The following is a 20,585-nucleotide window of genomic DNA, read 5'->3' as shown; positions in this document are numbered from 1 at the left end:
TCTTTATGAACTATGGTCTGCGTCCTTTACTTGCTTTTACCCTGGTTCTGGGGGGACTGGCGGGTGGAATCTTCTCGGCGCCTGCCCCCACCCGTGCGGCTGAACTTGAAGAGTATCAGCGTAAATATATTTCTTTTTACCAACTTCGCCCTGTTCCCTATGATAAATATGTGATTCAGGGGTTTCAGAAAGAACTTCCCCGTTTTGATTATAGGCTCTTGGGCACGGGCGGCCGGGGCAATCTGCTGGAGTTTTTAAACCTTGTTAAGAAATACCAGCTTGAAAATGCCGGACAAATGGCTGCCAATCAAGAAAATGACAATGTCAAAATTGGCGACAAGGTGGTCTCTTGGAGCGATACCAAGCGAATCATGGAATCGGCCTATGTCTTTGCAACCGACTGGAGTTGGGGTGAAGTCGATTTGGGGCATTTGCGCCGCAAAAGCAAGAACAGCAATACCTGGCTGATTGATCTTGAAGCTGATCTGCAGATGAAACTGGATATTTATAAATTGAGTGGTTCTCAGCCTGAACTCTATTCTCAGCAGGCCACCAGCTGGAAGATCAGCAAAACCTATGAACTGAGCAATTTCAATGAAATTCTCAGAATCGTAAAAGAAGCGACGGGCGATGCCGTCGACCCCGATAATGTGCTGGTTCAGCCCTTGATCGTGGAAGTGATTAAAAAAATTCCTTTTTACGCGCAATTGCTGAATATGAATCCTGAAGCCAGCCTGCGTGCTGAAGCCGAGAAGAAACTGGCAGACGATGGCTCTACCGGTTTGACCACGGAGATCAAGCGTCTGAATGATTTCATTCTGAAAAACCAGATTGACAGTGCAGATATGGCCCAGGATCAGGTTACGGTCAAACTTTCAGGCACTGAAACAGTCGATACGCTGGGGATTGGTTTGGATCAGGGCTTTAAGGTGATTGAATACCGCATGCAGAATGGCCAGGAAGTGCCTGTGGATGTGGGCTTTACCAAGGTGCGCGAATTGGCAAATTCTCAATTCCGGCTGCAGCCGATTATCGTGGGTCGGGATTATGAAGCTGGTGATCAGATGATTGAATACCCCAAAACCGGAGCGGGAATTGGCTTCAGTTTGGGAACTGTCCCCTTGGGCTTTGAAGGGCAGGAGCAAAACATGTTTGTGCCCCAGGCCTCTTTGGATATTGAATACAGTCTGGCCCAGGCCAGTGGGGTTTCAGAACTTTACTTTACCTTCTTGGGCGGCATGGCCATGCCCCAACAGGCCAATCTGAGCCAGGCCACGGTGCCGACCGGCCGCTCTGTAGATGCCGGTGCGAGCGTTTTGCCCTTTGACCTGGAAATTGGTCTGATGAAGCGCTGGTATATGCGTCAGCTGATTTTTAGTTTGGGCCTGCGCGGCGGTGCCCTGGCCGGTACGCTGCTGGGCAGTGGTTTGGATCCCACCCCCACCGCCTTGGGTTTGGGGGGAACGCTTTTGGCGGGCCTTCACTACCAGGCCACAGCGGATATGATTCTCGGCCTGAACCTGGGCTGGCGTTATTTCAGCAATGCTGAATTCAGTATTGCTGCTTCCAGCGGTTCTTCTACTTCACCCGTGGCCTATCCTGCCATGAACAGCAATGGCCCTGTGATTCAAGCCTTTTTGAATTACGCCTTTTAATTTGATGCGCTTTCAGTAGCGCGAGACAGCCCCTTCAGGGGGGCTGTTTTTTTTGTTGAATTTTGTAAATTCTGAGCAGAGTGCCTTGGCCTGATTTTTGAACCCAGCGCAGCTTTTTACGCATTCTTTCGACCTGATTCTGAGCCTTTGTGCTGGGTTCCGGGTTGCAAAAAAAACATGGTAGGATACGGTATTACTTTGCGGCAAGGATCACACTCCCGTGCACGAAACACCCCAGCTTGAAATTTGCTATGGCCCCATGAAAAGTGGAAAATCCCGCTATCTGGTTCAAAAAGCCGAAGAACTTTATGCCGCCGGAATTCCTTTTCTGGCTTTTAAACCCCGTCAGGATACGCGGGATGGTTGTTTTATTAAATCGCGGGATGCGGCCTGCCGTGATATCGAGGCCTTGGGCGTTGACAGTGCCCAGGAAATTTTGCAGCTGATCCGTGAGGGCACACAGGCTGCTGCCCCTTGCCCAGAAACACAGGCCCTGACCTTGCAGGCTTGTCTGCCGGAAGGCCGTCAACCCCAAGCCTGCCTGATTGATGAGGTTTTTTTACTCGATTCAGCTTTGCTGGAAGTTTGTCAGATTTTGCGGCAAGCCGGTCTCTCTGTTTTTCTTTCGGGTTTGGACCGTGATTTTCGCCGTGAATTTTTTCCCTTAAAAGACTATGCCAGTTCAGGCAAGACCATGCAGGATCTGATTGAAAGCTGTGATTCGCGGATTGCCCTGCACGCTCTGTGTGAAAGCTGTGGCGCAGAGGCCCCCTTTTCTCAGCGTTTGCTCAATGGGCAGCCCGCCCACTATAACAGCCCCACCGTTTTGATTGGGGATGAAGAGTACCAGCCCCGCTGCAAGGCGCACCATGTGGTGATTGGGCACCCCCAACTCAGCCTGGCCTCTTAAACCCGCAAGACCCGTGAAACGGTCAGGTTCATCAGCAGGGCCAGCATCAAAAGAATCAAAGCAGGCACGCCAAACCAGACCATCTGTTCCAGATACAGGGTGGTGTGCTTGACCTCGTATTCAGCTTTTTCCATTTCGGCGATGCGTTTGTAGATATCCTTGAGTTTCTCGGCATTATCGGCCTGAAAATAGAGCCCCCCGGTGAGCTGTGCGATTTCAGTCAGCTCTTTGGCGTTGATACGGCTGAGGTACAGGTTGCCACTGCGGTCGCGAACATAGTAGCGCTGACCGGTGCGGGGATCGGTGACCGGAATGGGAACCCCTTCGGCCTTGCCCATGCCAATCGTGTAAATGCGGACATTTTTCTGGCGGGCGACCTGGGCCGCCACCAAAGGTTTAATATTCCCCGCCGTGTTTTCACCATCGGTGAGCAGAATCAAGACCCGGCTTTTGAGATTGTCTTCGCGAAAGCGGTAAATCGCATTGGAAATGCCGTCGCCAATCGCTGTGCCGTCGATTTTGACGATATGGGGGTGAATATCTTTGATGGCTTCAATAATCAGGCTGTAGTCGGTGGTCATGGGCAAAAGCGTAAACGAACGCCCGGCAAAAACCACCATGCCGACCCGGTTGCTTTTTTGGTTGCGCACGAATTCAGCAATGACTTTTTTGGCGGCTTCCAGGCGGTTGGGCAGAAAGTCTTCTGCCAGCATGCTGCCGGAAGTATCCAGTGCCAGGATAATATCCACGCCTTTTTCTTTGGTGCTGGTCACTTCCCGTCCGGCCTGGGGGCGGGCCATCGCGCTGATCAGGCAAATCAGACCGAGCAGGGTCAGCAGGCGGGGAAGCCAGAGTTTCCAGGGCCAGGGCTGACGGATATCCTTTAAAAATTGGTAGGCAGGCAGGGGCATGGCCTGGCTGGGTTCCTGGCGGTTTCTGCGCAGAAACCAGAACAGGGGCAGCACAAGCAGCAGTAAAAAAGCTTCAGGATTGGCGAAGCGCATGACTGTATTTTGACTGAAGATTCATGTTTTTCAGTATAGGTCATTCCCCTCAGGCTGGGGCAGGACTTTGCTGAAAAGCGAGGCTTTAGCTTGCTTTCTTTGGGGGCTCCTGGCTAAAATTCAAAACATGAGTATACGAATCTGTAAGCCTTTTCCACGTCTGGCCCTGCTCTGTCTCTTGGGTTTTTTTGCGGCCTGTGCTGCGCTTCAGAAGCCTGAACAGGCCGATTCCTTTACCGAAAGCACACATCCACTGCGGATTCTGCCCTTGCCAGGAAGCCTGGATAGCATGCCGGTTTTGCACAGCAACAGTCCAGAACGGATCGAACAATCCGGGATTCTGGTTTCTACGCTGCCAGCCGGTGATTTGAACCAGGGCCGCAAGCTGGGCATTCCTCTGCAGGGGCGCTTCGAGCTGTTTATGCACCATGTGGCGCGGACGGCTGTTTTATCAAGTGCCCGTGTCTATCTGGCGGTGGTTGCAAGCAATCCTTCGCAGGAGAGCTTGCGCCTGACCCTGAAAAAAGGCGCATTTTTCAGAACCTGGCCTGAGGCCCCCTTTAAGCCTGTGGCGGGGATTCATAACAATCCACGGGGCGAGCTGTTTTCGGGCCCTGGAGATCGCCTGGCTTTGGCGGTGCTGCGCGACGAAAGCACCTTGAATCCGCAGCAGATTTTGCTGGCTCCGGGCGAGCAAGCGGTGATCTTTCTGGAGGCGATTCCCACCAATCCTCTTTGGGTTTTACAGCAGGACAATGCCCTCTCTGCGCTGTTAAGCTTTGAAAGTTTGGAGCCTGTGCATCTCTCTGTTTTGTCGTGGGTTTCAGACAGTGGTTCTCCGCCCCGGCCTCAGGATTTATTGACTTTGCTGGCTTCCGGTCAGGTGGCGGGCCCACCTGAAATTCCTGTCACGGAATATGACCCCGCGAAGCCGCCTCCGGCAGGGGGATTCCGCTATGGACGCGTCGCAGGCATGGTCAGTGGGGCCAGTTGGCGAGGCAAATTGGAAGACTTGCCCCAAGCACCCGGTGAGCGTGTGGGCTTTCCACTTTCCAGCGTCTATCTCAAGCGCATGGGCACGGGCCAGAATCAGAGTGCCCCTTTGCGGGTGCGGGTGCCGGGGACGGCGGTTCAATCACACGGCAATTATGGGGTGCATTATCTGCTGGAGGCGGATTTGCAGAATCCTGATCCCCAGGCCCGCAGCTATGCGGTTTATTTACACCAACCCCTGAAAGTAATCGAGCGCTCACCGGGCGAAGCGCTGGCTGTTTTTCGTTCGCCGCCTGCGGAAGCTGTTTTTTTTCGGGGCTCTTTGCGCTTGAGTTGGGGGCCAGAACAAAAGCCCGAGGATTTCTGGCTGCATCAGGTTTTACGCGCAGGAGAAGAGGCCCCGGCCCTGAAGGTTTTGGTTCTGCCTGCGGGTGAAACACGGCGCTTGAAATTGGAGCTGGTCTATCCCCCCGATGCGACCCCGCCGCAATTGCTTGAAATTCACCGTTTGTCTTAAACTCTTGGCCTAAAAGGGCGGGTTGAAGCGATTGTCGCTGTGCGGATCCGCAAATTCGATGGTGCCAGGCCCTTGATGTTCCGCGATGAGGACTGAATTTTTCTTGAGCCTTACGTCAGCAGCTGCTCTTTTTCTGCTATAATATAGCCATATAGATAGCCATCTGGAGGCCTGAAATGAGCAGTTCCTATTCGATTGCCGAAGCGAAAAATGCTTTGCCCAGCCTCGTGCATGCGGCGGAGACAGGCACCTGCGTTCAAATTACCCGGCGCGGGAAACCCGTCGCGGTCTTGCTCTCGATGGATGATTATTCACGCCTGACCCACCCGCAACCCTCTTTCGGCACCGCCCTTCAAGCCTTTCTCTCACACCCCCCTGAACCCCTTCCCCCTGATGATACCTTCGACAATCTCCGCGATTCCTCCCCTGGCCGCTCCTTTCACTGGTAAACCCTGTGACCCTTACCTATCTGCTCGATACCAATATTCTCTCTGAACCCCTGCGCCCCCAGCCGAACCCCCGCATTCTTTCGCAATTGCAAACGCAGGCAGATCGCTGCGCGACTGCCAGTATCGTGATTCATGAACTCTTTTATGGCTGTTACCGTTTGCCCAAAGGGCGAAAGCGCAGCACGATTGAAAATTATCTGCACGAGGTGGTGCTGGCCACCCTGCCCATTTTGACCTATTCACCCCCTGCTGCTGAATGGCATGCCCGTGAACGCGCCCGTCTGGAGGGGCAAGGCCTGACGCCCCCCTTTGCCGATGGACAGATTGCTGCCGTGGCACGGGTACATGGCCTGACCCTGGTGACACGCAACCTGGCAGATTATGCCCATTTTGAACTTGAAAGCATCGATTGGTCACTTTAGAGGGTATAATCAGAGCATGTACAAACCTATTCTTGGTTTCTTGCTTTTACCCCTGCTGCTTTTCAGCTGTGGCAAACGAGTGCCCCAGGATGATACCACGGCCACTGTTCAGGCCTTGATTCTCTCTCCGACCCAAAACCGGGTGCTGGTCTTTAATACCTTGGTGCACCGTGTGGAGCGCTGGATTGATACCGGTCAGGTTCCTCGCGATCTGGTGATGGGGCCCGATGGCCTGTTTTTTATTGCCAATCAGATGGAAAGTTCGATTTCCGTTTTTCAGCGCAATGACGCGCGCACCTATTACCGGATTGGCAAAGTGGGCACTGTGGATCACCCCCATCGACTGGCGTATAACCCGGTGCACCGTGAGCTTTGGGCCGCTTCTGAAAGCTCGCCCCGTCTGGCGGTTTACCGCTTGAATGGCCTGCGTCAGCCTCCGCTCAAGCAATATGTGAATTTACCGATCGGGGCCCAGACATCGGCTTTTGCGCTGAACAGCGAGGGCACAAAACTGTGGGTGGCTGATCAAGCCCAACCCCGTCTGCTGGAGGTTTTGCGCGACAGTGACAGTTACCGGGTGAGTGAAATACTGAGCTTGCCTGAAGGCAGCCGGATTTCAGATCTGAAAGTGGTGGGTGGCACGCTCTTTGCCCTGGATGAATTTCAAGACAAACTCTATCTGATCAATCCCGCCAGTTCCAAGCTTGAAACGACGATTGAGCTGCAAAGCTCCCCCACAGAAAAACGCCCGCTTTTGGCGGAGCGAATCGCGGTTAACCATGCGGGCAGCCGCCTGTATCTCAGTGCCAGCGGAACGGCCTCGGTGCTGGTGATCGACGTTCAAACTAAAAAACTGATTCAAACCCTTGCCCTCGATGGCAGCGAGGTGAAGTTTCCGGCCTATGCTCCCCTGGGGCTGGCGGTCAGCCAGGACGATACCCGTTTGTATGTCACGGCTCAGCAGGGTCGCAATCTGGCACTTCTGCAGATTTCGGCCACAGAAACAGGAAAAGATAAGGTCCTGAGCACGATGGGTACGGCGGTTTCTGAGGCGCTTCTGCCCCCGCTGGGTGTGATTCAAATGCTCGAATCGATTCCATGATTTAGATTGCCACTGCTGGCGAAGATCCGTATCATGGAACAGGTATCCTGCTCTTTTAGAAAGGACGATTATGGGCATTAAATCAGATACCTGGATCCGCAAAATGGCATTGGAAGAAGGCATGATCCAGCCTTTCGTGGAACGTCAGGTCTCTCAGGGGATTATCTCCTACGGCCTTTCCTCCTATGGCTATGACCTGCGGGTGAGTAACCATTTTAAAATTTTTACGAATATCAACAACACGGTGGTCGACCCCAAGGCCTTTGATGAAAATTCCTTCATCGATTTCATTGGCGATGTCTGCACCATTCCCCCCAATTCGTTTGCTTTGGCCAGTTCGATTGAATACTTTAAAATTCCCGATGATGTGCTGACCATCTGCTTGGGCAAGAGCACCTATGCCCGCTGTGGCATTATCGTGAACGTCACCCCTTTTGAGCCCGGTTGGGAAGGCTTCGTGACGCTTGAAATTTCCAATACCACGCCGCTGCCCTGTCGGATTTATGCCAATGAGGGCCTGTGTCAGGTGCTCTTTTTTCAGGGCGATGAGGTGTGTGAAACCAATTACCGCAGCCGTGAGGGCAAATACCAGTCTCAGACAGGGATTGTCTTGCCCAAGATTCGTTAATGCATCCGGCGATTCGAGAGGCTCTGCAAGAGCAACGCTTTTTTAAGCTGATCTGTGGCGCAAGTTACCGCAATACCGAGTTTATTGCGACGCTGGCCCGGATTTTTGCGGAAGCAGGGGCACACGTGATTGATGTGGGGGCACGGCCTGAACTGGTGCATGCGGCCCGAGCCGGGATTGCGGCGGCAAAGGTGCCTGTACCCGGTTTGCCCTTGATCATGGTCAGTGTGGGGATTAACCAGGATTTGCATTTTCTGCGGGTGGAAAAAGATTTTCAGCGCTGTGACAGCCGGGGACTTTGCGTCAATGCCTGCCCGCATGAGGTTTTTGTGGAGTCTGAAATTCGGCTCGAAAACTGCCTGGGCTGTGACCATTGCGTGATTGCCTGCCCCAGCGATGCGCTGAGTCTGGTGCCCCGAGAGCCGCTGGCGGAGGTAGGGGCTTTGCTGGCTCAATGCCTGGAAGCAGGGGCCACGGCCCTGGAAGTGCATACCGGAGATGGGGGCCGTGCTGAACTGCAAACCCTCTTAGACAGTCTGGCTCCCTTTCGCGCGGCCTTTGAACTGCTGGCTTTCAGCATGGGGGCGCATGGGCAAAGCGCTGCTGAAATTGCCCAATTGGCCCAGGATATTGAAAAGGCAGTGGGTTCAGAGATGCTTATTCAAGCCGATGGCAAACCGATCAGTGGCCGCAAGGGCGAGAAATCGACCCTGCCCTGTCTGGAACTGGCTGAATATCTCCGTGCTGCGGGCCTGAAGAGTTTTATTCAGGTTTCGGGGGGAACCAACGATTTGACCGGACGCATGGCCCGTGAGCGTCAAAGCGCGATTCAGGGCATTGGTATGGGCAGCTTTGCGCGCAAATACCTCGATCTGAGCCCCTCTGAGCCCCTTTCTGAAGCGCTCTATCACGAGAAACTGGAACGTGCCAAAGCGCTTGTGCGTTCTGTGGTAGCAAGCTGAGCCCGCAAAAGAGTATACTAAAGATCGTGCGCTTCAACGCGGAGGATAACCAGACGGAATGCATGTATTGAAAAAGAGAACCACCCCTGGAACACCAGAGGGAACTCTTTCGTCATTGTCTACAATGACCTGTGCTGAGCCTTCAGCCTCCTGTTTTTTTTCCTGGCCCCTGACCATATTTCCCCAAAATTCGTCCCACGGAAAGGAATCCCATGGAACTATTTGAAAAACTGATAACCGACAACCTGGATGAACTCCTGGTGCATCTCCCCCCCTGGGTTACCGAGACTCTGCGAAAAGAAGCCAACCTTTCAGAGCTGATTGAGGTGGTGCTGGATTTGGGGCGTGAGCCCGAGGCCCGCTACCCCGGTTCGATTAAATATCTCAGCGAGCGCCTGATTTCTCAGGAAGACCTGGATCATGTCACCCAGCATATTGGCGATTTTGGCGATGATAACCGTGCCGGGATTGAACGTACCCTGCACCGGATTTCCTGTATTCGCAACCGCAAGGGCAAGATTGTCGGCCTGACCTGCCGTGTGGGCCGTGCCATTCAAGGCACCATCGATATTGTGCGCGATTTGGTTGAATCGGGCCGCAGTATTCTGTTTATGGGCCGTCCTGGGGTGGGTAAAACCACCAAACTGCGTGAAATGGCCCGTATTTTGTCGGATGATTTGCACAAGCGCGTGGTCGTGATCGATACCTCCAACGAAATTGCCGGTGATGGCGATATTCCCCATCCTGCGATTGGAAAATCGCGCCGCATGCAGGTGCGCACCCCAGCCGAACAGCATGCCGTGATGATTGAGGCGGTTGAAAACCATATGCCTGAAGTGATCATCATTGATGAAATCAGTACCGAGGCCGAAGCCGATGCCGCCCGTACCATTGCGGAGCGGGGGGTGCAGTTGATTGGCACCGCCCACGGCAACAGCATTGAAAACCTGATTCTCAATCCCTCACTGAATGATTTAGTGGGCGGCATTGACAGCGTGACCCTGGGGGATGAAGAGGCCAAACGGCGCGGCACCCAAAAAACGGTGCTGGAGCGCAAATCGCCCCCCACCTTTGATATCGCGATTGAAATTCAGGATCGCTACCAATTGGCGATTCATATCGACGTGGCCGATGTGGTCGATCAGTATCTGCGTGGCAAGATGCCTGCGCCTGAAATCCGTATGGTGGATGAACACGGCAAGGTCAAGAAGATCAAGCAGCAGAGCGTGGACATGAAGCAGCAGATGGTCAATGTGACCGGCGAACGCGAGAGCGAGCTGCATGTCTATCCCTATGCGGTCAGCCGCAGCCAGGTGGAGCGCGTGATCAAGACCATGCGTCTGCCCGTGCGCATTACCAAAAACCTGGACGAAGCCGATGTGTTGATGCTGCTGTCTTCGTATAAGAAGCACCGCAAAATCATCGACGCAGCAGAAGCTCGCCAGATTCCTGTGCATATGGTGCGTTCGAATACGATTTACCAGATTCAGAAATCGCTGCGTCAGATCATGCAGCTCGATGCGCCCAGTGAAGAAGAAGAAGAAATGTTCCGCGAAATGGATGATCCGGATTATTCTTTGAAAATGATGCATCCGGATTTTTAAGGCGTGACCCCAGGTCTCTTCTTTAGCTTTGAAGGCGGCGAAGGTGCAGGCAAATCCACCCAGATTGAACGTCTGGCCGCGTGGTTGCGTGGCCAGGGGCGTACGGTGCTGATGACCCGTCAGCCCGGTGGCAGTGATTATGGCCGCCGGATTCGCAGCCTGATTCTTGAACACCACCCCCACGAAGTGCTGGCACCGCGTGCTGAGCTTTTTCTCTATCTGGCGGATCGGGCCCACCACGTGGACTCGGTGATTCGTCCTGCGCTGGAACGGGGCGAGGTGGTGCTCTGTGACCGCTATGCCGATTCAACTCTGGCCTACCAGGGCTATGCCCGTGGGCTGGATTTGGCTGAACTCACAACCCTGAACCGGATTGCCACTGGGGGGCTGCAACCTGTGCAGACCTTCTGGTTGGATCTGGATCCTGTGCTGGGCCATGAGCGGATTGGGGTGCGCGCAAGCAAGGATCGGCTTGAAAGCGAAGCGCTGGAGTTTCATCAACGGGTCAGGGCTGGTTATGCCGCCCTGGCAGAGGCAGAACCCCAGCGCTGGTGCCGGATTGATGCCAGCGGGACGCTGGATACGGTTTATGACAGCCTGCAGAGCCAGCTCGAAAACTGGCTCAAGGCTGTGGTTTAAACGCTGAAACGCGCTTTGTTGGCGGCCTGCAGAATGGGGTCCCAAACTGGGGCAAAGGGCGGCGCGTAGCTCAAATCCAAATCTGAAAGTTCAATCACGCTCATGCCTGCGCTCAAGGCTGTGGCCACGATGTCTGAACGTTTGCCCAGGCTTTCATCTGTGCCTGCCATTAAAGCCCCCAAAAGCCGCAGGGTTTCGGCATGGTAGATCAACTGCACCCAAACTTCGCCGTGGCCTTTATAATAATGGGCTTTGGCAGGTGCTTTGGCTTCAGCGGTTTTATAGGGAATGCCTTCGCGTTCGGCCGTGGCGGTATCAATCCCGGTACGGGCAATCACATAGTCAAAGACCTTGGTGACGGCACTGCCCAGCACGCCGGGGAAGCTGTCCTGGTCGCCGCAGATATTGGCTCCAGCTACCCGGCCCTGGCGGTTGGCGGTCAGCGCCAGGGGAATAAAGACAGGCTTTTCGATAATGCGGTGAAAGGATTCCGCACAGTCGCCGGCTGCGTAGATATCTGCTTTGCCTGTTTCCTGTTGGGCATTGACAGCCAGGGCACCGGTTGCGCCGAGGGGAATGCCAGAGTCTTTGAGAAAATCAAGGTTGGGACGCACGCCGAGGCTGATCACGACCAGATCGGCATCAAAGGCTCCTTGATCGGTCAGTACCTGGGTGACGGAGCCATTCTGGCCTTCAAAGCCCTGTACCGTGACATTGAGGTGAAGATTGACTTCATGGGCGGCGAGTTCGGCCGCTACCTTTTCGGTAATGCCGGGGTGAAGATTGCCCATTACACCGGGCAGTTTTTCTAAAACCGTGACCTCAAGCCCCCGTTTTTTGAGACCTTCTGCCATTTCAAGGCCGATATAACCGGCCCCGACAATCACGGCTTTCTTGCGGCCTGTTTGCAGCAGGGCCTCTAATTTGCGTGAGTCGGCCAGGGTTTTGACTGTGAGTACGCCTTCGAGCTCCAGGCCGGGCCAGACACTGGGCACAATCGCTTTGGCCCCGGTGGCGATTAAGAGTTTGTCATAGCTTTGCGTGATGTCTGTGCCTTCAGGTGTGCGCACGCTGACTTGTTTTTGGTCTGGGTCGATGGCGATGACTTCGTGGCCGGTCTGCACATCGACGCCTTTTTTGCGGAAGCCTTCGGGGGAAATGACCACCAGTTTATCGAGGCTTTCTACATCGCCACTGAAATAATAGGGAATGCCGCAGGCTCCATAGGAAGTGTTCTCGCCCTTTTCAAAGACCGTAATTTTCCATTCGGGCTGACGACGGCGAATTTGCATGGCGGCGCTCATGCCGGCTGCGTCGCCTCCGATAATGACAATCTGCATGGTTTGGCTCCTTTGTCTGGATGATACAACAGTATACCATAGGGGATATATTATTCAAAAGTAAAATAAGCTCTGTTGATGGGGGCTTTGAGCGGGGTTTAGGCGCTCTCTGCGTGAGCGTGAAGGGTGTGTTTGAATTGCCCATCGGCTCAGCGACCAGAGGGTCTTTTAGCAAAACATACAGAAGAGATCGAATATGACATATTGGAATGATTTTGTTTTGAATTTTAATAAATGACATAATATTGTCTTTTTTATCGCGTAGTTGATTGAAAATACAATTGCAGATATTATAAAAGATAGAAAATATAATGGTGTTATTCGAGAACTGAATAAGTCTCCAAAAAGTGGAGTTTTATCGCAAGGCTGAAAAGCTGTTGAGAAGGGATGCCGGGGGGGGGGATGGAGTTATCCAGGGGCTGGATAATCTGTAGTTGCAAGAACAAGCAGGGGTAAAACCAAATTATGATGCGCATTTTAGGCTGGAAAAACAATACGGGAGAGGAGAAACATCTAGATTTAAAACCCTACACCACGCAACTCATTCACTCACTTGACTGCACGAGTGGTATCTATATGAGTAAAAATTTAATTGTATTTAATTATGCAAAAATTATTTAAATATTTTATTGTAACAGCTATATTTGCAAATATTTGTATTTTACCTTCATTCTCAATGAGTTGTTCTCTAAATTCAGAATTAGAAACCAAACAATATTTAGAAACTGTTTTAAATCCTACCTGGCCAAAATCTTTAAATTCAGTGAAAGTTAAAACGATTGCTGGATTACAAGTATATATTTATACACCCTGTGCTTCTTATTCTATTAAAGAATATAGCTTTGATCCTATTTATACATATATTATTTTTAAAAATGTAAGTACACATAGATATTTTGATATCCCTAATAGATTATTTCTTAACAATGATGAAAATGATGATATTTATTTGTTATTTTCCACAAAAAAAAATAATCAAGGGTTTAAAAAAATGCTATCAAGATTTTATATAAAAAAACCACATGCGGAAAAACAACAGAAAAATCATATGGTTCAAAGTAAAAGAATCAATGAAAAAGATCCCAGAATAGATAATCCAAAAATCGGAGATTGGTTTCGAACTCTATTACGACCAGGTGAATCCAAAATTTTTGTTATCGATCTTCGTCATTGGTATACGTTATTTCAAGATAGATTCCCAGCGACATATACAATTAAAGCAAAATTTCATGTTTCAGACATTTCTCCCAATAGTTATGGTACAGAATTTTTTAATGGTGAATTAGAGTCAAATGAAATAAAATTTAACACAATCTTAATAAAGAATAGAAAGAATCCAGAAAATCTAAAAATTGTTAAAGCATTAAAATATAAATTATTAGACTTTACCTTATTACTGCAACCTTTATATTAAAATTTATTGAATGAACAAAAGAAATAAGACTGACAAATTACTAGTAAGATCAAGTATTTATGTGATACTTAGTATCCTGCTTGTTTCTTGTAATTCTAATCAAGATAATCAAGTCGCTCATACCGATTCTAATGTCGCGGGGATAGAACAAGACAATATTCCTACACAATCTACAAGTTATAGTTCCCCGCGCCCTCCTATCCCATTCAAAAACACAAAGCAAAAGTCCAGGGATTTTTCAATTAAATCTAATATTAGACCGAAGGTTATAAAAAAGGGAGTTGTTTATAGATCTAGTGATATAGATTCTTCACCCTATCAAAAACAAATTCAAGATATTCACTCGGGTTGCATTGTCAAAAATGACTCTTCGATTAAAGACAGCATGCGCAAGACAATTCTAAAAGCGATGGAATCTGATTTTTACGATGATTCTCTTGCTTTTAACTGGACTAAGTATCAATCAGAGATACAGTTTAAAGAGGAGCAAAAAAGTCAATCTTTGAACGGTTTGAAGTTTACAATTCTTCCACTTTGTAACACTTACTGTTTGTCTTCACCTAAAAATGCATCAACAGACAATTGTTCCTTAAATATTTTATTGATGTTTAAAAATACAAGTCACAAAAAAATTTATTTTAAACCCCCAAATACATTTGATCATTTAAAGGATTCAGTCTTTGATAACTATTTAATTATGTGGGGTTCAAACGGTTCGGACTCTCTGAAAAAGCTTCAAATTATGATGGGTTGTATCAAATGCATGAGAGGTTATCAATCCAAAAATTCTAATACACAAGAATTTTTTGAGTTAAATCACAATGAAGGGATTTTTAAAGTTATTGATTTAAGAGAAATACAATTCTGTTCATTTTCTTACTTCTTTTCTTATAGAACTCCTCAAAAACACCAAATTCAAATGGAATATTTTTTTAAGGGAAATATATCCGAAGATAAAATTAGAAAGGATGTGTGGAGAGGAAAATTAAAATCAAATCAAACAACATTCAATTCAAAATAAAAAAAACTTATTGCTGGCCTGATAAAATGAAAATGCGTACTAAAAAGAGTAAAAGATATAAGAATTTAGGGTCTTCTTTTGATCGCGCAACAATGCCCTTCAACCTGTCTTGCTCCGCTGCGCAGGTTAAGGGCGGGCCGTTTCCTTGTCGTATGCGGCGCAATCACTGACTGTAAGCAAATTAGACCGTATTCGGAGTAGATAGGACGGACCCGGCAGGCGCAGAGGTAACAGCTTCACGATCTTGACGGAGCAAGATGTGTTGATAGAATTAATATCCAGAGGTAAAGCAAGTGAAACCAATACGAACCAGGATAGCAGTTTTACTCTGTTTCTCTGTTTATTCTTTTGGTCTGAACTGCTTTGCTAATGAAAAACATTATCCACCAAGACTTGGTAGTCCTGAGAGAGTTGAGTCTGTTTTTCTAACTCATATTGCAAGTACAAACCAGAGGACAACTAAAGACATGATGATTGAAAAAAACAATCTTTTTAAGCTCATCAAGTCAGAGGATGCGGATAAGCTTTTAAGAGCTGTAAAGATTGAGGAACGTTATCCCGGTATTATTAGGTCAATAATTGAGGATGCTGACCAATTTGAACTTGAGTACAGGGATTATCGAAAGCTTGTATTTGCTTTAAGTAAAGCAGCAAACTCAGAAGAAGAACTATTTTTAATCGCATCAAATAAAAAGCTTAATTGGTACACAAGGCAATCAGCAATACATGCAATAAATATAGCCCATGATTTGAAGCATATTTACGGGCTAATTGGCGTTTTGAAAGACAATGAAGATGTGGGTGAAGTTCGAAAAGCTGTTTTAGACGCAATTACAGATAATGATTTAAAGGATCTTTTACCAGTAGTGCAGGAACTCTTTAACAGCATGAAACAAGGCGAGTGGGTTCTCGGACACTGGAATTTTGCTGATAGAGAATTGCTGGATGCAAGAGGCCTGTTAGGTGATAGAACTGCGGTAAAAGAAATAATTGAGAGATACTACATAACTTTTTCTGATGTAGTAGATTACGAGTTCAAACCACTTACTGCTGATGACTCAAATTACGAGTTTAAACCGCTAATATTGTTAATGAAAAGTCTGGGTGGATTAAAGGGCATGCTGGATGAAATAGATAACTTTCAAACAGGAAGCTTGGAAGATCGATTGAAGTCAGTTGCAATATCTGAATCAAATGAGTACGTCCGTAGATGGGCACTTGAAAGAATGTCTGAAATAAATCCTGAATTTTCCAGCCCAGTATTAGTTCAGTTACTGGGTGATAAAAGTTGGACTGTACCCTACGGTGCCTACAAAAAATTGTTAAAACTCAAGCCAATAGGGCTTCTTGAAGCAGCTGTGACTAATTCTCACTTAAAACCAGAACAAAGATTGTTTGCCGCCTATACTCTCCTAAATCTTGATGAAAAACTACCTATACCTATTAACTCAATTCCAACTTATCCTAAGGAGATTGTTCCTCCAATACCTGAGCATATCAGAAGTGCGATTATTCGATACTGGGTCCCAAAATCTCTAAGGGGAACTGATATACGTTGGCTAATTGAAGAAAAACTATTAGAGCCTAAATCAGAGTACAAACCAATTTTGATAAAAAAATTCTTGAATGAAATTGAAAAGCAAGGTTTAGGCTCCTTTAGCTGTAAGGATTCTGGAGAGGTGATGGGGTCCTCTGGAGCAAGTACATACTGCATCGTGAAAATTGATGAAGCAGATGTATGTTTAAGTTATATTGGCCCTTACTTCTCATTCGGGAATACTGTTTACCAGGAGGATAAATCTATTCTGGAAAAGATAGAGAAAATTGCAAATCGAATTGGACTTTATACTCTTGGAGATGAAGGCAGAATAATTTTTCCTGGTATGAATATTTACTTTTTTGGAGACAGGGAACCCTTGCCAATTGCTGATTTAATTTTCTATTGGCAGGATTAAGACTTGAAATGTATTCTTCACCCGTAAACTCACCAGGTCACTGTATCATACCTAAAATAGAGTGACCCAAGGATGACGCAAAAATTTGAAGTGCTTATTTAAAACAAAGGCAGGCAATCATGTTAATTACAGAATTAGAAGCAAAAATAGCAAAAGAAAATTGGATAGATTTCAAACTTCAATTTCAAAAAATATTTGAACATGTTCCAAGTGAAATCATCCAAACTCTGCTTTTACAGAACCCGAATAATTCAGAGTCATGGAAGATTGTGACCATTTGGAAAAGTAAAGAAGATTTTCTGAAAAAAAGAAAAGAGATGGAGAATCAAATTCCGCCGGGGTATCTTTTGGTCAGGGAATTTGGCGTGGAGGGGATGGCGACGATGTATGATGTTGTGGAAAGATCGAACAAAAATGATTAAAAATGGGTGAAGTATCTTGAGCTTGTTATTTTCTCATTATTTTGTTGTTGATTACGTCCAGGAGGATTATTTTTTAGAAAATAACTTTGATGCTTCTGAAGTATCATTATCAGACTTTGGTGATTATGTTCGAATAATTCCTCATAACAAACTCATTTTTGAGATAGTAGTAGTTAAGAATGAGCAAATAAAATTAAAATATCTTCAGAATTTTAAGCTGGATCCTAGATTTTCTCAGCACATTCTTATTGAAGATGAGCTTCAAGATCGTCTCGAAAAAGAAGTTTTTAAAATAATAAATCTTTACGATAATATAAATTTTGGAGAGTTTAAAGATTTTGAAATAAATACAAAATCTGAATTTGCAACGAAATATGCCTTACCGGGCAATTGGTTAAAAAGAGGAATATTAAATTCCAATTATGAAATAGACTTTGACTATTTTAGTTGTTTATTTTACAGAAGAGAAAATATTCCAGGTGTGTATTTTATTTCTCACCCTTATGTTGATGGCTTTCAACGAAATGGTGTGAATATGGATTTTTTTGATTACTTTAAAGAGCACAATTATGAAATTTTTTTAAATAAATACAGTTCGATTGAAAATTTACGCCAGTATATATTGGATGATTATAAGGCGTCATTTTATATTGATTTTATAGAATCTTTTGTAGTGGGACGGAGCTTGATTTATATTTGCTAGGGCTGTCGTCAAAAAAGACACATAGATGTATTCGGACTGTAGTTTCGGAGAATAAAGTAGCTGAACATCGCATGAAATCTTCCAATGAAGTATTTTTGTTGAGGAGACCGTTTTGAAGTACCCCCTGAAAAATTCGTTGAGCTTGAAAATCTTGGGATAGAATCTGTTGAACTCTGGCAGGAGAAGCCAAGCCCTTGGGGGTGTACCAATCTGTCGTTTGAGGGAGAATCTCGCATTGAATCACCAGGTATTTGAACAGCGCATAAGCCAGAAAGGCAATCTGTAAATACTTGCTGAAGCCAAGTTGGACGTTCTCCAAAGGTTTGAGCACTTTACAGAGTACGCCCTCTTCTTTGGAATTTCAAAATCTCTGAAACTACAGGATATTGAGCAGGGATGTTGCTTTACCTGTTCTATTGGGTGGCCAGTCCTGACTGAATTGAACAACCCTTAATCCAATATACACATAACCTGGTTGGCTTGTTCTCCAAGAATAGCACACGGTATTGGTTTTCTTCTAAATGTTCAGAAATGAAGGCAAAGAAATATTGAGAAGAAAGGATCGTCAGACGGGTATGATTCTAACGGTTTAAATTGATTCATTGTGGGAATAATAAAAACCAGAAGATAACGAAGCTGTGTATAGGTGATTTTTATGAGAAAAATTCTCCTTTATGGAGCCTTATTTATTGTTTTGATTCTCTTTGCATTCTCTATTCTTACACCTAATTTTATTGGTGCTCAAGATCGTGCTTCGACAAGATATTCGCATAGATCAAGAGAACATTTTGAAATGCTTTCGAATCCAGATTCTGTTCAAAATGGTTTAAATCACTTACATAAGGATGCAATAGAAACCCGTTATATCGACTTGAATACAGAAAATTATGCCTATATCCATGAAAACGAGTTTCAAGATCCTCTAAAATCTCCATTAAGTACCTTTTCCATTGATGTTGACACGGCCTCTTATAGCAATACCCGTCGTTTTATTGATGAAAATCAGCTTCCTCCTAAAGATGCTGTTCGAATTGAAGAATTGATCAATTATTTTCCCTATCACTATTCTGAACCTCAATCTGGGCAACCTTTTTCAATTACAACAAACCTGACATATTCTCCATGGAATCCAAATAACTACTTGCTACGGATTGGAATAAAAGGGAAGTCTCTGAACTTGTCTCAAACCCCACCAGCAAATTTGGTTTTTCTAATTGATGTCTCAGGTTCAATGGATATGCCGAACAAGCTTCCTCTTCTCAAACGCTCCCTTAAACTTTTGGTCGATCATTTAAAAGCATCAGATCATGTGTCCATTGTGGTTTATGCCGGATCTGCCGGGCTAGTTTTGCCGCCAACACCAGGGGATCAAAAATCTGTGATTCTCAATGCATTGGAACAACTTCATGCGGGGGGAAGCACAGCAGGCGGCGCAGGGTTAGAACTGGCTTATAAGGTGGCTAAAGCGTATTTTATTAAGGGGGGCAATAACCGCATTATTTTGGCCACAGATGGTGATTTTAATGTAGGGGTTTCTTCTGATGCTGAAATGGAACGAATGATTGAAGAGAAGCGCAAAGAAGGTGTTTTTTTAACTGTGGTGGGATTTGGAACAGGCAATCTCAAAGACAGCAAAATGGAAAAAATTGCTGATAGAGGAAATGGTCAATATGCTTATATTGACAGTATCCTTGAAGCGCATAAGATTTTTGTTGAGGAAATGGGTGGCACCTTGGTTACTATCGCAAAAGACGTTAAACTCCAACTTGAGTTTAATCCGGTGAAAGTAAAATCTTACCGTTTAATTGGCTACGAAAACCGTCGTTTAGCTTCGGAAGATTTTGAGGATGATCAAAAGGATGCCGGTGAATTAGGAGCAGGTTCTACTGTCACTGCTCTCTATGAGCTTGAACCTGCAGGTGGCGGTAAAATGGGGCAAAACTTGAGATACCAGGATACCCAGGTGAAAGCTTTCGCCAAAACGACCGATGAACTTGTCAGTTTGAAACTGCGTTACAAAAGCCCCCAGTCAGAAAAGAGCAACCTTGTATCTGTGACCATTAAGGAGCAGATCCAGCCCTGGGAGCAGACCTCTCAAGATTTGAAGTTTACAATCTCGGTGGCGGCTTTTGGGATGCTCTTAAGACAATCAAAATATATTGGCACATGGGGGTTTGGAGAAGTGCTAAAATTAGCTGAGAAGAACAAGGGGTTGGATAAAAATGGCTACAGAGAGGATTTTATTCTTTTGGTAAAAAAAGCAGCACTTATTCAGCAATAGTTTTTGAATTTGAAGGCACGGCAGATTTGTATTTAGTAAGAGTCTAAGGAGTACCTGTTCATGTCTGAGCGCAACTATTGGATTGGGGTTGTTTCACGTGCTCATGTCCAGATTGGTGTTCAAGGGGGATTTATTCAACTCAATCACGGCAAAAAATATCCTTTGCAAAAGTTTCGTGCGGGTGATGCATTGCTCATTTATTCTCCACGTACCGCATATCCAGACGGAGAACCCCTTCAAGCTTTTACTGCTCTTGGTGAAATTGTCTCAGGTGAGATTTATCAAGTGGAGATGAACCCTGATTTCAAGCCTTACCGAGTAGATGTGCAGTATGTTTCCTGTGAGGAGGCGGCGATCAAACCCTTGATTGAAAATCTCTCCTTTATTCAGAACAAGACGCATTGGGGGGCCGGTTTTAGGTTCGGTCAACTCAAAATTCCTGCCCATGATTTTGCCTTTATTGCTGAAGCAATGGGCTGTAAGAAGTTTGCATGAGCTATGAATGGATGCATGAATGAAAATACTGTAGAAATTGGGGCTGCGCACTATTGACCCGCCGTTTTG

The 20,585-nt window shown here is 46.8% G+C and carries 19 protein-coding genes; 17 read left to right on the top strand and 2 right to left on the bottom strand.

Annotated features, from left to right (window positions below):
- The first annotated feature begins 5 nt into the window (after window positions 1-5).
- A complete protein-coding gene (locus tag COW20_18305; protein PIW46193.1) occupies window positions 6-1,655 on the top strand; it encodes a hypothetical protein in 1,650 nt (549 codons plus the stop codon).
- A 220-nt stretch (window positions 1,656-1,875) separates the two neighbouring features.
- The gene (locus tag COW20_18300; GenBank protein ID PIW46192.1) at window positions 1,876-2,565 is read left to right on the top strand and encodes a hypothetical protein; all 690 of its coding nucleotides are present in this window, start codon (window positions 1,876-1,878) and stop codon (window positions 2,563-2,565) included.
- On the opposite strand, the gene COW20_18295 is transcribed toward COW20_18300, so the two are convergent.
- The gene (locus tag COW20_18295) at window positions 2,562-3,569 is read right to left on the bottom strand and encodes an aerotolerance regulator BatA (GenBank protein PIW46191.1); all 1,008 of its coding nucleotides are present in this window, start codon (window positions 3,567-3,569) and stop codon (window positions 2,562-2,564) included. The two genes, COW20_18300 and COW20_18295, sit on opposite strands and share 4 nt — an antisense overlap.
- A 67-nt stretch (window positions 3,570-3,636) precedes the next feature.
- Between COW20_18295 and COW20_18290 the strand changes: the two genes are divergently transcribed.
- The 8 genes from COW20_18290 to COW20_18255 all read left to right on the top strand — a co-directional run bounded on the left by COW20_18290 (window position 3,637) and on the right by COW20_18255 (window position 10,885).
- Entirely contained in the window at window positions 3,637-5,079 is a 1,443-nt protein-coding gene (locus COW20_18290) for a hypothetical protein (GenBank protein ID PIW46190.1), read from the top strand.
- Window positions 5,080-5,255: 176 nt separating this feature from the next.
- Complete coding sequence (locus COW20_18285) at window positions 5,256-5,528, top strand: prevent-host-death family protein (protein PIW46189.1); 273 nt, start codon at window positions 5,256-5,258, stop codon at window positions 5,526-5,528.
- 5 nt (window positions 5,529-5,533) lie between these two features.
- Window positions 5,534-5,950 (top strand): VapC toxin family PIN domain ribonuclease, encoded by a 417-nt coding sequence (locus COW20_18280; GenBank protein PIW46188.1) that lies wholly within the window; start codon window positions 5,534-5,536, stop codon window positions 5,948-5,950.
- 16 nt (window positions 5,951-5,966) lie between these two features.
- The gene (locus COW20_18275) at window positions 5,967-7,052 is read left to right on the top strand and encodes a hypothetical protein (protein ID PIW46187.1); all 1,086 of its coding nucleotides are present in this window, start codon (window positions 5,967-5,969) and stop codon (window positions 7,050-7,052) included.
- A gap of 70 nt (window positions 7,053-7,122) precedes the next feature.
- Window positions 7,123-7,680: a dCTP deaminase gene (locus COW20_18270; protein ID PIW46186.1), complete on the top strand. Its 558-nt coding sequence runs from the start codon at window positions 7,123-7,125 to the stop codon at window positions 7,678-7,680.
- The gene (locus tag COW20_18265; GenBank protein PIW46185.1) at window positions 7,680-8,642 is read left to right on the top strand and encodes a hypothetical protein; all 963 of its coding nucleotides are present in this window, start codon (window positions 7,680-7,682) and stop codon (window positions 8,640-8,642) included. The genes COW20_18270 and COW20_18265 overlap by 1 nt, the downstream gene beginning before the upstream one ends.
- Window positions 8,643-8,854: 212 nt before the next feature.
- Window positions 8,855-10,246, top strand: a complete 1,392-nt coding sequence (locus COW20_18260) for a single-stranded DNA-binding protein (GenBank protein PIW46184.1) — start codon at window positions 8,855-8,857, stop codon at window positions 10,244-10,246.
- A gap of 3 nt (window positions 10,247-10,249) precedes the next feature.
- Window positions 10,250-10,885, top strand: coding sequence for a dTMP kinase (locus COW20_18255; protein PIW46183.1), 636 nt, complete (start codon window positions 10,250-10,252; stop codon window positions 10,883-10,885).
- Here COW20_18255 and COW20_18250 read toward each other — a convergent pair.
- Entirely contained in the window at window positions 10,882-12,225 is a 1,344-nt protein-coding gene (locus COW20_18250; protein ID PIW46182.1) for a hypothetical protein, read from the bottom strand. The genes COW20_18255 and COW20_18250 overlap by 4 nt on opposite strands.
- Before the next feature lie 763 nt (window positions 12,226-12,988).
- Between COW20_18250 and COW20_18245 the strand changes: the two genes are divergently transcribed.
- The 7 genes from COW20_18245 (at window position 12,989) to COW20_18215 (ending at window position 20,516) form a co-directional block, all read left to right on the top strand.
- Complete coding sequence (locus tag COW20_18245) at window positions 12,989-13,639, top strand: hypothetical protein (protein PIW46181.1); 651 nt, start codon at window positions 12,989-12,991, stop codon at window positions 13,637-13,639.
- 10 nt (window positions 13,640-13,649) lie between these two features.
- Window positions 13,650-14,660, top strand: a complete 1,011-nt coding sequence (locus tag COW20_18240; GenBank protein ID PIW46180.1) for a hypothetical protein — start codon at window positions 13,650-13,652, stop codon at window positions 14,658-14,660.
- A 467-nt stretch (window positions 14,661-15,127) separates the two neighbouring features.
- Window positions 15,128-16,615: a hypothetical protein gene (locus COW20_18235; GenBank protein ID PIW46179.1), complete on the top strand. Its 1,488-nt coding sequence runs from the start codon at window positions 15,128-15,130 to the stop codon at window positions 16,613-16,615.
- 119 nt (window positions 16,616-16,734) lie between these two features.
- A complete protein-coding gene (locus tag COW20_18230; protein PIW46178.1) occupies window positions 16,735-17,037 on the top strand; it encodes a hypothetical protein in 303 nt (100 codons plus the stop codon).
- Window positions 17,038-17,059: 22 nt separating this feature from the next.
- Window positions 17,060-17,740 carry a hypothetical protein gene (locus tag COW20_18225; GenBank protein ID PIW46177.1) on the top strand — a complete coding sequence of 227 codons (681 nt, stop codon included), beginning with the start codon at window positions 17,060-17,062 and terminating at the stop codon, window positions 17,738-17,740.
- Window positions 17,741-18,395: 655 nt separating this feature from the next.
- Complete coding sequence (locus COW20_18220; protein PIW46176.1) at window positions 18,396-20,021, top strand: hypothetical protein; 1,626 nt, start codon at window positions 18,396-18,398, stop codon at window positions 20,019-20,021.
- A 60-nt stretch (window positions 20,022-20,081) separates the two neighbouring features.
- Window positions 20,082-20,516 carry an EVE domain-containing protein gene (locus COW20_18215; protein PIW46175.1) on the top strand — a complete coding sequence of 145 codons (435 nt, stop codon included), beginning with the start codon at window positions 20,082-20,084 and terminating at the stop codon, window positions 20,514-20,516.
- Window positions 20,517-20,585 lie beyond the last annotated feature (69 nt).

The sequence above is a fragment of the bacterium (Candidatus Blackallbacteria) CG13_big_fil_rev_8_21_14_2_50_49_14 genome, from assembly GCA_002783405.1.
Lineage (GTDB): Bacteria > Cyanobacteriota > Sericytochromatia > UBA7694 > UBA7694.
The sequence above is the reverse complement of the archived record's forward strand: the minus strand, read 5'-3'. Positions and strand labels throughout refer to the sequence as shown.